This is a genomic window from Rhizobium sp. L43 (assembly GCF_002531725.1).
Lineage (GTDB): Bacteria > Pseudomonadota > Alphaproteobacteria > Rhizobiales > Rhizobiaceae > Rhizobium.
The window spans coordinates 311,734-323,844 of sequence record NZ_NWSQ01000001.1 but is presented as its reverse complement, the minus strand read 5'-3'; the positions used below and the strand labels follow the sequence as shown (position 1 = coordinate 323,844).

The 12,111-nt window shown below is 64.8% G+C and carries 9 protein-coding genes; 1 reads left to right on the top strand and 8 read right to left on the bottom strand.

The features are described from left to right. Window positions 1–21 precede the first annotated feature (21 nt). The 6 genes from CO667_RS01500 to CO667_RS01475 all read right to left on the bottom strand — a co-directional run bounded on the left by CO667_RS01500 (window position 22) and on the right by CO667_RS01475 (window position 8,609). Complete coding sequence (locus tag CO667_RS01500; RefSeq protein ID WP_097616591.1) at window positions 22–1,203, bottom strand: serpin family protein; 1,182 nt, start codon at window positions 1,201–1,203, stop codon at window positions 22–24. A gap of 13 nt (window positions 1,204–1,216) precedes the next feature. Continuing rightward, window positions 1,217–3,727 (bottom strand): trypsin-like serine protease, encoded by a 2,511-nt coding sequence (locus CO667_RS01495; RefSeq protein WP_097616590.1) that lies wholly within the window; start codon window positions 3,725–3,727, stop codon window positions 1,217–1,219. Continuing rightward, complete coding sequence (locus CO667_RS01490; RefSeq protein WP_097616589.1) at window positions 3,724–5,340, bottom strand: caspase family protein; 1,617 nt, start codon at window positions 5,338–5,340, stop codon at window positions 3,724–3,726. The genes CO667_RS01495 and CO667_RS01490 overlap by 4 nt, the downstream gene beginning before the upstream one ends. A gap of 22 nt (window positions 5,341–5,362) precedes the next feature. Continuing rightward, on the bottom strand, window positions 5,363–7,297 hold the full coding sequence (locus tag CO667_RS01485) for a DUF4384 domain-containing protein (protein WP_097616588.1): 1,935 nt from the start codon (window positions 7,295–7,297) through the stop codon (window positions 5,363–5,365). A 212-nt stretch (window positions 7,298–7,509) separates the two neighbouring features. After that, on the bottom strand, window positions 7,510–7,887 hold the full coding sequence (locus CO667_RS01480; RefSeq protein WP_097616894.1) for a hypothetical protein: 378 nt from the start codon (window positions 7,885–7,887) through the stop codon (window positions 7,510–7,512). Between the two features lie 131 nt (window positions 7,888–8,018). Then, complete coding sequence (locus CO667_RS01475) at window positions 8,019–8,609, bottom strand: hypothetical protein (protein WP_018246184.1); 591 nt, start codon at window positions 8,607–8,609, stop codon at window positions 8,019–8,021. Window positions 8,610–8,759: 150 nt separating this feature from the next. On the opposite strand from CO667_RS01475, the gene CO667_RS01470 reads away from it, so the two are divergent. Beyond that, complete coding sequence (locus tag CO667_RS01470; RefSeq protein WP_097616587.1) at window positions 8,760–10,367, top strand: hypothetical protein; 1,608 nt, start codon at window positions 8,760–8,762, stop codon at window positions 10,365–10,367. 12 nt (window positions 10,368–10,379) lie between these two features. On the opposite strand, the gene CO667_RS01465 is transcribed toward CO667_RS01470, so the two are convergent. Both CO667_RS01465 and CO667_RS35710 read right to left on the bottom strand, forming a co-directional pair. After that, the gene (locus CO667_RS01465) at window positions 10,380–11,639 is read right to left on the bottom strand and encodes an isoprenylcysteine carboxylmethyltransferase family protein (RefSeq protein WP_097616893.1); all 1,260 of its coding nucleotides are present in this window, start codon (window positions 11,637–11,639) and stop codon (window positions 10,380–10,382) included. 17 nt (window positions 11,640–11,656) lie between these two features. After that, window positions 11,657–12,022 (bottom strand): tail fiber domain-containing protein, encoded by a 366-nt coding sequence (locus tag CO667_RS35710; RefSeq protein WP_245433028.1) that lies wholly within the window; start codon window positions 12,020–12,022, stop codon window positions 11,657–11,659. Window positions 12,023–12,111 lie beyond the last annotated feature (89 nt).

The window sequence follows — 12,111 nt, the reverse complement described above, 5'->3', positions numbered from 1 at the left end:
ATTCATTCATGAAACCGAATTCTATTCGCCCGCCAGAAGTGGGTCACCGATCAGGCCTGCGGCGAGCAGCAGGCCAGTCCTCGTATTGCGAAGCGCGAAGGCAAAACGGGCATCGGCGACGACGCGAATGAGCTTCGGATCGATGCTGCGTTCCGTGATGACAGCCGTGGCTGCCGCTGCCTCCGTGCCGTTTTCGTCAACCCTAATCATGGTCTTCTGCAGGACATGGGACAAGCGGATGTTTTCCCTGGTGAAACCCGGAAAACCCGCATGCTTGGCCTTTTCCGGCGCCACGCCCATCGCATTCAGCACCGGCATCAAATCACGCCCGTCGTTCAGGGAAAAGCGGGGCAGGAAGATTTCTCCCTTGGCGGGTTCGAATTTCTCGCCTTGCAGCCAGGAGGCGAGCGCCTTCAGGTCGGCGCCGCCGACACCCTTGCCGGAGCGCGCGGCCACCACGACCATGCTGTAGCTCTCGCCTGTGTAGGCAAGGTCGACGGCGGAGAATTTTGCGTCGGAGCGGAATTTTTGCCCGTCGCCGGCAAGATGCATCATCGGCACCGAGACCGTCGAGCCATCAGGGCGCTGAAACGGGCTTGCCGGGCTTTCCCGATCGAAGGATGTCTTCCAGCGCGCTTTGAAAGAGAGTGCGCCGAGGCTGATGAAGCCGCCGCCGGGCGGGGCGTCGAGGATCGTGGGGATGGCGCCCCTCGTGGCGTCCTTGACCCAGCCATTGATGTGCTCGACCGACGTCGGTCCGTCGAGATCCTCGATCGACGGCTTGATCCGGTGGCCGGCGAGCATCGCAAGCGCATCGGGGACGAGCACCAGCCTGTCGTCGAAGACGATCGCGACCGCCGTCGCCAAAGGCGCATCAGCCGCTGCCGGGTTTTCCCCTCTCATGGCGTCAAGCACCGTCTCCGGTCCCTTCACCTCGCCGCCGAAGCCGAGGCTTTTGGCGATTGCCGCCTTGCCTTGATCTGAGGCGCCGAGGCTGGCGAGACCGAGGGCGGCGGCAAGGCTTGCCGGCGACACGATGATATTGGCGGCACCCTCCTTTGCCAGGGTGCGGTCGATCAGTTCGGCGGCAAGCCCGGCCTGCGCTGTCAGCATCGCCTTGCCGTCGCCGGCATTGCCGGCATGGGCGGGCGCTAGCGCCATCAGGGAAGCGGCAAGACCGGCCAGCAGAGTGGATTTCGGCATGGTTCGCTCTCCCTCAGCGGATGCGATAGAATTTGGAATCGAACGACCATTTGCCCTGGGCGCCGGTCTCGTCGTCGCCGACGATCCGGAGGCTGCGGGCGAGATCGTAGACATAGTTGAAGGCGGCGCGCTGGCCGACCAGCGGTGTCGGCACATCCGGCAGGTCGAGCACCTCGATCGGCTTGTCGCTGAGAATGGCGACGACCATGCCGACGCCGGCCGGTCCCTCCACCTGATATTCGAAGCCGATATAGGGATTGCGCGCATCGGGCACGACGACCGGCCGGGCCGGATCGAGCCGGTTATCGCCTGTCTTGGCCGTCGGCTTCAGGCCCATCGAGCGCTTGTTGGGGTAAAGCTGGGTGAGTTTGCCGGCGGCGTCGATATCGACGAGGATCAGGTAACCGGATTTCTTGGTGGAGACGCGCATCGCCACCTTGTCGCCGATGCCGACCGAGGTGCCGGGCAGCATGTCGACGGCGACGCCGGCCTCATTGTCGCTCTTCAGCGTGTTCTCGACGGCGGCGACCGCCGTCTTCGCCTCCTCGCCGGTGATCACGTCGCGGCCGAGCGCATCCGGCTGGCCGTAGAATTGCGGCACGGGCGTGAAGCGGCAGTCACCCGCATGCGTCCGGCAATATTCGTCCGATTTGCGCCTGACGTAATCGAGCAAAGCGGCATTGCTGACGTCAGGCTTGTCGGCGGCGCGCGCCACGCCATTTTCCACGCCTTCGATGAAATTGCGGGTGAAAACGCCGAGCGCCGGCTTGGCCTCGCGGTCGACGAGCGCCCACTGGCCTGAGTTGACCGCCGACCAGACCATGGCGTTTTCGCCGCCGAAGGAGAATTTCGCTTCCTTGCCTGATTTGTTCGGCGGTTCGAGCGCTGCCAGCGCCGGGCCGAGGCAGCGCACGGTGCCGGAAGGTGCGGCGACGGCGCTGCGGCTGCCGGGGCCGACATGGCAGGCGTCGATCAGCAGGGTGACGCGACGGTCCTTGAGGCTGTTCAGCCTCGCGGCGATTTCGGTTTCGCGGATCTGGTTGGTGACCGTCACCTTGCCGCCCTCGCGCACCAGCTTGGCGTCGGCTGCGACCAGCGTCGGGCTCGTCGTTTCCTCGGCGCCCATTTCCTCCGAACCCTGGCCGCTGAAATAGAGAAAGATCCGGCTTCCCGGCGTCGACTGGCGCACCAGCCAGTCGTCGATTTCGGCCAGGATCGCCTCGCGGGTCGCCTTGCGGTTGGTCAGCGTGTGGATCTGTTCCGGGCGGTAGGCGAGCGTCTTGGCGAGGAAGAGCTGCATCGCCTTCACATCGCTGGCGGAGCCGGTCAACTTGGCTTCGCGCATGTCATAATCGTCGATGCCGATCAGCAGCGCGCGGTCGCCGGGGGAGCTTTGGATCATCGGCGTCTGGACGGTCGGGGACTGGACGGCGGGTTCGTCGGTGACAGGCTTGTCGGCCGGGATGTCGGGGCTTGGCGTTCCGGTCGTGCCGGCCGGAGCGCTATCGCCGGTCGGCGGCGAGGTGATGGCGAGGTTGGCTTCTTCCTGCCCGGACTGTTTCTGTTTTGCCCCGGCACCGATGGTGGTTGATGCGACCTGATCACCGGCGGGCGCTTCAACATTTGGCACATCGCCGTCGGTCTTGGCGGCGATCCAGTCGCGGAAGGCGGCGACGCGGGTATAGACGCCGTAATGTTGGGCCTCGGCGCAGCCGGCACCCCAGCTGACGATGCCGAGCTGGATCCAGCTTTTGTCGGGACGCTGGGCAACCAGCGGCCCGCCGCTATCGCCCTGGCAGGCATCCTTGCCGCCTTCGGCATAACCGGCGCAGACATTGCGCTCGTCGATCGGGTTCATCCGCATCGAGCTGTCGCGATAGGCGGCGCGGCAGTCCTCGCGGGGCACGATCGGCAGCTCGACTTCCTGCAGCTCGGTCGGCAGATATTTGTCGTCCCAGCCGTGATCGGCTTTGGTGTAACCCCAGCCGGTGACGACGGCCTTGTGGCCGGCGGCCTCCACCGCCTCGTCCGAGGCCGAGGCGAGGACCGCAGGCTTCGATTTGGCGGGTTCGGCGAGCTTGATCAGGGCGATGTCGTTGGCGAAGACCTTGCGGTCGAAATCCTCGTGAATGATCACGTCATCCACGGCAAGGCCCGGCTTGTCGGGCCCGTCGACCGCGATCACCTTGTCGATCTTCGACTTGCCCTCGACGATCAAGAGATCGCGGGCGAAGAGATCCTGCTTGCCGGAGCGGCCGCTGGTGACGCAATGGGCGGCCGTCAGGATCCAGCGCGGCGCAACCAGCGCGCCGCCGCAATGGCCGCCGAAGCGGCCGCGCTGCTCGGGATCGGGCGCCAGGATTTTTACCTGCCAGGGCCATTCGCCCTTTTTCGCCGCCTGGCCGCCGATGACGCGCCCGCCATCCTCGCCGGCGAAATCGGTATCCTGCTGCGCCAGGACGGGAGCAGCCAGAAGCAGCATGACGGAGGCAATCGTGAGGACCCGGCTGATCGACGTGCTCATAGCTTGGCTCCGGCGGAGGTATAGAGGACGGTGAAGCCGACGCGTGCGCCTTCGGGCAGGAATTCGCCGAGGCGCCTGGCGATATTGCCGGCGGTGCGGCGCCTGTCGTTCTGCTTCAGAAACTCCACAAGTTGCGGCACCGGGCTTTCCGAGGTGACGGCGACGAGCAGGTCGGTGCCGAAGGGGGCGACGACGGAAAGATCGAGATCGAAGGTCTGGGACATCTCGGTCTCGCCATCCCTTTCGCCGGGATAGAGGAACTGCACGGTGCCATCGCCGGTGACGTCGAAGAGCACCAGCTTGCGGCCGGATAGATCCGAAACCGTGACGCCGACGCGCTCGCCTTCGCGGTGGACGGTATCGGAGGGCGTCACGCGCACGGTCTGTGGGCTTGTCTCCGACAGCCGCTTCAGCGTGTCGAGCGCGGCCATCCGGTCGACGACGAAAGGCATGTCGCCGGCGCCGACGGCGGAGGCGACGACATCGCCGCCGGCAATCGCCTCGCGCTTTTCGGGATCGAAGACCAGTTCGGCATCGGCTCCCTCGGTCAGCTTGAACGGGGTGACGGCCGGGTCGATCCCCTGCAGCACCGGCTCGGCGCCGAGGGCGGCGACGCTGATCGGCGCGGGCTCGGCCGGCGGGGGAACGGTTGATTTCGCTGCCGCCGACGTCGTGGCTGCACCGTCGTAGGTATAGACGACGGCGCGGTCGAGATCGGTTCCCGGCGGGCTTTCGGTAAAAATGTTCTGCCGCTGGTCGGTGAACTGATAGACCGACTGGCGCACATATTCGAAGAGTTCGCGGCGGGTCACAGTGCCGTCGCCGTTGCGGTCGGCAGCGCCTTCGAAGGCGCGGGCGGTGGCATAACTCAGTGCGCCGCGTTTCTGCGGAATGCCGGGAATTGCGATCTCGGGCGATTTGGTGTTGTCGTCGACGGCGGCAAGAAAGGTCAGCCGTTTGTAATCGAAGCCGGTGGAGAGCGCATCTGATGTCGTCGAGATCGGCGCAAGGTCGTCCTCCTCGATCGTATAGGAGGGCGCCTGGCGCCAGGTGATTTCGGCGCCGCGCGGATCGACGTCGCGGGTCATGCCGCCGGCATGGCAGGTATCGGCGATGAAGACGACATCGGCGCCCTTGGCTTCCAGGTTGCGGATCAGCACCTTGAACTCGTCGCCGAAGATGCGCTCGCGCGATCCCGGCAGCCGGGTGTCGAAGCCGGCGAGTACATAGACCTCGTCGCGGCCACTCGGTTTCGAGCCCTTGACGCGCTCCGGCTCGCTCGATCCGTGACCGGCAATGCCGAGCACGACGAGGTCGCCGGGCCCTGCCCGCTCGGTGACGGCCTCGATCGCGTGGAAGATGCCCTCGCGGTCGGCGGCACCATTCTTCAAGAGCGTCATGTCTTCGACGCCGACCGAGCGCAGTGAGAGGGAGAGATCCTCGGCATCGGCGACGGCGCCGTGCAGCGGCGGGACATTGCGGTAGAGGTCGATGCCGATCAGCACCGCCCGGACGGCGCCGCGCTCGGGCGCTTCGATCGTCCTTGCCAGGCTGTCGGTCGCCGCCAAAGTGAGGAGGGCAAATGCGGCGGCCATGGAAACGGATGCGGACATGGCCAAACTCCCCTCGCCCCGGCTATTCGCGGCGCCATTCGACACGCCGGTTCAGCGCATCGACATCGTCTTCGGTGAGGTTTGCGGTGGCGGTGACGTCGACCGGCTCGGAGGCGCCGCGGCCTTCAGCGTCGATCGTCGCGTCGATGCCGTGGCTCTTCAGGAAATCGGCGACGGCCTGGGCGCGGCGCTCGGAGAGCTTCTGATTATAATCGTCACCGCCGCGCCGGTCGGTATGGCCGACGAGGATGATGCGGCCGGGCTTCTGCTCCTTCAGCGCTTCCAGCAATTCCTCGGCGGCCTCGGTGCCGATCGAGGTGAAGCTCGACTTGTCGAAATCGAAGGTGATCGGCACCGGAATGGAGACCGGCACGATGCCGCGCACATTCTCGGAATAGATGCCGCCGAGCACGCCGCTGCGGTGATCCTTCTCGGCCGGCACGAAGCTGCCTTGCGGATTGTCGCTGGTCGGGTTGGCGGCCAGGATGCGGGCCTGGGCGGCGCGCTGGATGAGATCGGAAATCGTCTCGGCCGGCGGCGCCTTCGGCGTGCGGGTCTCGTTCTTGATGATCTCGATCGCCTGCTGGTAATCGGCGGCGGCATCGGCGAAGCGGCGGGCGGAGAAATAGATCTCGCCGAGCGTGGCGGAAGCCTGCCACAGCACCTGCGGGCTGTCGGCGGCGACCAGCAGCGGCTCGTAATCGGCGACCGGCTTGTTGTCTGCCATCATTTCCTGGGCGGCGGTAAGCCTAAGGGCCGCGACGCGGCGCTGGGCGTTTATCTGGAACTGGCCGCAATCGGCGCTGACGGCAATCGCATCGGCTTCGGAAGCGGCAGCCGGGATATCCTTGGCGGCAACGGCGGTGTTCAGCTTGTCGAGAAGGGCGGTGCAGGCGGGCGTGTCGGTGTTGGCAACCTCGATCTCCTCGCCGGCCTGCTCCGGTTCGGCCGAGCGGCCGAGGTTCAGCTGCGGCATCTTGATGCTGAAGCCGCCGGGCAGCTTGAATTGCGGCATCTTGATCTGCGGCATCGGCAGTTTCGGCATCTTGGTCTGCGAAGACTGGGCCGGCTGCTTATACTGCGTCGGCCGGGTCGATGAGGTGGTGTCGGCGGGGCCGATCAGTTCCAGTTCGTCGGCGGCCAGCTCCTGGCCGGGGGCCAGATTGGTGACGATCTTATATTTCTTCGGCGGCTGCGTCGTGGCCTGCTCGACAGGCTTCGGCGCCACTTTTTTCGGGGCAACGGGCTTCGGTTTTTCCACCACCGTTTCCGGCTTCTTGGCGACTTCCTGTTTCGTCACCGGCTTCGGTTTCGGCGCCACGGGCGGCTTGGCCGCCTGCTCGACCGGCGCGGGTTTTGCGGCAGGCGCGGCTGCAACGGGAGGGGTCGCGGAGGACGGCAGGGCCGTCGGACTATCGACCGTCGTCAGCATCAGCGTCTTGCTGCTGATCTTGGTGCCGAGGCTGCGGGCCTCTTCAAGGCTGCGGGAAACGGCATCCATGCCGCCGTCGATCGAGCGGAACATGCCGCTGCCGCTGCCGCCGAGATCGGCGAAGATGTTGAGCGGCTTGGAGGAATAGAAGACCTTGATCTGCTCCTGGCCGACCGGGCCGGAGACCTGCAGCCGGGCGCCGCTTGCCGGATCCGGCACCTGCACGCGCTTGCCGGCGCCGACCAGCGCATCGGTCTGGTACTTGTTCGGGAAAAGCTTCACCACGGAGCCGTTCGGCGAGACGTTCAGCACCGTGACATAGGCGTTTTCGCTCGACTGGATGAAGAGGCCGACCACTTCGCCGATGGCGTATTTGGCCTCGGCGCGATCGAAGGTGATGCTGACGGGGCCGGTCTGCGCCGGCGCTTCGGTCAGTGTGCGTTCGTTCTGCGCCTCGACGGCGGGAACCATCGAAAAGAGCGAAAGGAAGGTGGCTGCGGCTAGGATGGCTTTGCGGTTCAGCATTGGAAAACCTCCTCTTCGAACAATCTCACACTGTGTTGAAGATGAGAATAGCACTGACCGGCGAAATTGGGATGGCTTGGCCTGTCTTGCTTGAGGGAGGGTTACAAATTATTTGGAACCCGAAAGAATCTGCCCAGGCAAAGAGGTGAGCAAGACTCACGACCGGCAATATCCGGCGGCTGTTATAGTCCCATTCGACTGCAAGATGACGGTTAGTTCTTGGGTTTCTGCCCGGCTGATTTCAAAATCGAGATCAGGTCGCTCATTCCCTCGGGCGAGGAATTGTAGAGCCAGAGAATATCCGGATTGTCGATCGCGAATTCCTTGCCGGGGCCGGAGCCCATGTCGCGGCCGGGCGAAGTCGCATCGGGCAGCTTGCTCTCGCCGGGCGCCAGCCCCTCGGCGCTTTCGTGTTTGGCGATGATCGCGGTCGCCGCAGCAAAGGCCTTTTCGTCATGCTGGCGCAGCGCCGCCAGCGCGGGGTTTCGCGCTGCCAGCGCATCCTCGACCGGGCCGGCATGGCCAAGTTCAGGCACCTGCAGCGCCAGCAGCAGGCCGATCGACAGGGGTATGAGCCAGGATTTCGTCATCGTCGTCACATCCGTCCCGTTGGCGCTATTGCACGACAATAGGGAGAGGCCTGGGGGATGGCAACGGCGCTCAGTGCCAATCGATTGGGAGGGTTGAAATCGGCTGGCAGCGGAGGTTCTGGCAGCGGAGGTTAGAGGATCTTCAATTGCTGCAGGCTGAGGCGCAGATCGCGCAGCATCTCGCCGAAGATCTCCTCGATCATGCCCGTCGACCAGACGACCATGGTGCCGTAGGGCGAGCGCTTGCGCTGCATGAAACCCGCCGTCTCGAAATCGATCAGCGTCTTGCGGCAGGTCTCGCTCGACATCACCGCGACCAGGAAACGGGCGAGATTGGACTGGTCGATCGCTCCTGATTTCTCCGCCCAGTTCTGGATCAGCCTCGGCTTGGTGTCGGCGGTGAACATCGAGGCGAGCGCCCGATCCTGCGACAGCCCCAGGCGCTGCAGCTTGGCCGGATCGCGGGTGAGCGACACGACGTAATCATTGTGCAGATCGGCGAAGCGTTCGATATCTTCCGCCGTGCTGATGCCGAAGACCTTCATCGAATAGAGGAACTCGGCCATCAGATAGGTCGGCTCGGAGCGCAGCTGCGCCAGATGCTTGTCGTCCTTGCTGGCCGACGCCGCGCAGACGCGATCGGAGAAACCGATCCGTGCGGCGCGAACCTGCTCCAGCAGGCTGATGTCGAGCGCCAGTTCGTCACCGTTCCATTCCAGCATCAGCATTTCCTGCCAGCAAATCTTCGAGACGATGATCTTGTACTATCGCCGGCTCCGATCTCCAAATCGTTTGGAAAGCAACAGCTTGCTGATGAGGCGCATCTATCTTACCATTTTGAATGGCTTGGCAGTCTTTTTGAGGTCGAGGCAATGCGTGGTTTGGGGTCGCATATTCTGTTTGCCGCGGCACTTACGGTCGCCTCGCCAGTTCTTGCCAAAGACACTGCGATCATCGAACTTCCAAGCGGCGACGGCGCGCGTTCGGTCGGCATCATTTCCGCCAATGAGGAAGTCGAGGCATCGGGGCCGGCGGCGATCACCGTCGGCGACGACGGCATCATCTATATTCTCGACCAGAACAATGGCCGCGTGCTCGCCGTCGACGCCGAACGCTCGCAGGCTGAGCCCGAGATCCTGCCGCTGCCGGAGAATGCCGCGCCCGAGGATCTCGCCGTCGTTCACAACGAACTCTACCTCTGGTCCGATGGCGTCGTGCCGCTCGAGCGCTCCACCGAGGCCGACGGCCGGTCGCAGACGCTGCGCGCCGTCGACGGCGGCGGCGATGCCGACGACTATACCCGCTCGGTCTTCGCCTCGATGGGCTCGGTCTCGCCGGGTCCGCTGAACAGCATCATCGACGAGATCGGCCGCAGCGTGAGCCGGCCCGAGGCCCGCCCGCCGGTCATGCAATATGTGCCGAGCCGCGGGCTCGGCGATATCGTCGCCGAGGTCTCGGCTGCCAACGACAAGGCAGAGATCCTGTTGCGGCGCAGCAGCTCGGAGGAGAATTTCCTGTCGCTGCAGCTGACCGCCGAAGGGCGGATCGGTACCGTCGAACTGCTCGACATCGACACGACGGGCAGGCCCTATGCGCTGGTCGAGCTGGTGCCCGCCGACCGGCCGGAGCGCACCGGCATGCTGGTGGTGCGCTTTACCCCGAACGGGGCGATGGACCGGGCCTACGACCTGCCGATCGACCCTGGAACGGTCTTCTCCAGGCGTTTCGTGGCGATCGGCCCGCGCGGCGACGTGCTCTATCTCAACTCCGGGGAAGGCCGGGCGCAGGTGCTGCGGCTCGACGGCCGGGAGCCCGGCCGCAAGCTTGCCGTCGCCAGGCCGGCCAAACAGCCGATTGCCGGCAAGCCCGGCAAGGCGCCGAAGGTGGCGATCGTGCCGAAATCGCGGGGCGACGTCATCGAGCGGGCGATCGGCTTCGAGACGCTGAACTGGCTGGTGACGCCGACCGCCTATGGCCGGGATCCCGGCCCCGGCTGCCTCAACATGAACCGGCTGCGCCGCCCGATCTACCTGATCGGCAAGCGCGGCCAGACGGTGAAAGGTGTCCCCTATTGCTGGGGCTGCAAGACGCCGCTCGAGAATTTCATCGGCGGCGTCGAGAAGGGCCAGACCGCCGGCAATGTCTGCACCAAGAGCGCGCCGCAATCCAACATCCTCGGCGTCGACTGCTCCGGCTTCGTCAGCGACGCCTGGGGCCTGAAGATGCATGTGACGACGCGCGCCATTCCCGGCATCACCAAACGCCTCTCCGACCCCTGGTCGCTGCGGCCGGGCGACGCGCTGAACAAGCCGGGCTCGCATGTGCTCTTGTTCATGCGCTTCACCGACGACCGCAAGGTGGAAGTGATGGAGGCCTCGCCGAACGCCTGCAAGGGCCGCGTCTGCCGCAACACCTATTCGCTCGGCAGCCTGCTGATGCGCGGCTACCAGCCGGTGCGTTTCAGGGGGCTCGATGGCTGAACGGCCGGGGCGTCACGCCGCCGGTCTGGATGCAAGCCGCCGCTTCGCCATCGCCAAAAGGCCATGTGCGGCAACGCTCTCGGCATAGTCCAGATAGGCGGAATCCCGGCTCAGCATGCGCTCCTCGGCGCGGGCGCGCATGATGTAGATCAGACTGACGATCGCCAGCATGCCGGCTCGGGCAAGCCCTTCCGTAAGGCCGCTGGCGATGAAACTGGGGGCCGCAAACAGCCACCAGGAGATGTTCTTGGCGACATAGGCCGGATGTTTGAGGAAGCGGTAGGGGCCGGAGGTGATGATGCCGCGATGGGTAAGGTTGGAAAATCGCGGCCCGAAGGCGATGGTCGCCCAGACATAGACGGCGCTGCAGAACAGCGTCGCAACGCTCCAGAGGATGAAGACGGCCGACCCCTCCCGGATCACGGTCTCCCAGCCCGGCCCGTCGCCATAAGGCACGAAAGCATGCGAAATGGTCGAGAAGAACGGCTCGTAACAGATGAGGCAGACAAGCCAGCCGAGCGCCGTCGTCTCCGTCGCCCTGACATGCCAGCCGAAAAGTTTGAAAGTGGCGATATAGCCGCCGGCCGCAAGCACGACGTCGAGAAGCAAGGCAAGCCGCATCAAGCCTTCGAACCAGGCCGCCGAGAGTGGCGGATACGCCCAGGCAGGCTTGTCGGCAAAGTCGGAAAGAGCCGCCATGCCGGCTGAAAACATCAGCACGAGAAAGAAGCATTTGATTGCGAGCAGGCGCAAAGCGAAGAACACGTCCTCCCCGCGAAAATCCTGCATCAGCACCGCCCGCCCGACCTGATTGAGATAATCGTCAGGCTCTTCGGCGACGAGATCGGTGGCGACGACGTAGAGGATGGTGGCCGCAGCAAGCACGATGGAAATGATGACGGTCGTGTGGCCGGACTCGATGAACCATTGGACCGCCGATGATTGCGTGAAAAACGGAAAGACCGAACAGGCAATGACGACCGCGCCAAGCAGCGCGGCAAGGCCGGCAAGCTTGGTGCCGATGCGCTGCCAGAACACGGCGGGGGTCTCGTCCCGTCTTTCGCGCGCTGCCCAGGCCCGACGAACGGCCGGCGTTCCCTCGACGACGATCCACGCCATGAGAAGGCAGGTGACGGCAAGCGCCATCGCCTTTCCGGGCTCAAGCTGCAGATAGGTCGAGAGCGCAATGCCGATGAGTACGCCGGCAAGGGTCGCAGCCTGACTGACGAGAGGGCTCCCGGTAACGGTATCCCTGTCCTGCGATATCGGCACGCGCTCGGCTTCCTCGATTACACCGCTTGAATGAAAGGATGCCGAGCAGAGACCGGCGAGCATGCCCGCGCCGCAAGCGCCATGGCTGCTTCATCCGTCAGCGGTGACGTATCCTCCGGCAGCGAAATCATCGCAATGTCGAGCTTGTCATAGTCGACCATATAATAACCCGATCCGGTTTCGATGACCGCCTCAGGCCTGATCGCCAAAAGATCCTGCGCCATCGTGCCGACGAACATCGGGCCGCCCCAGATGTAGCGGAAGGCATAGGCCGGTATGCCCTGGGCCGAGGTGCCGAGCCGACGGATATCGGTCTTCAGGCGGCGATCGGACCACGAACCGCCGCTGGAGCTCGATGAACTGCTTGAGCCGCCGCCGCCCATGCCGCCGCCAGAGCTGGAATTCCCACTGGAACTATTCTCGGAGCGGACGAAAGCCGGTTGAGTGCTCCTTGCGGCCACCCTTCTGACGG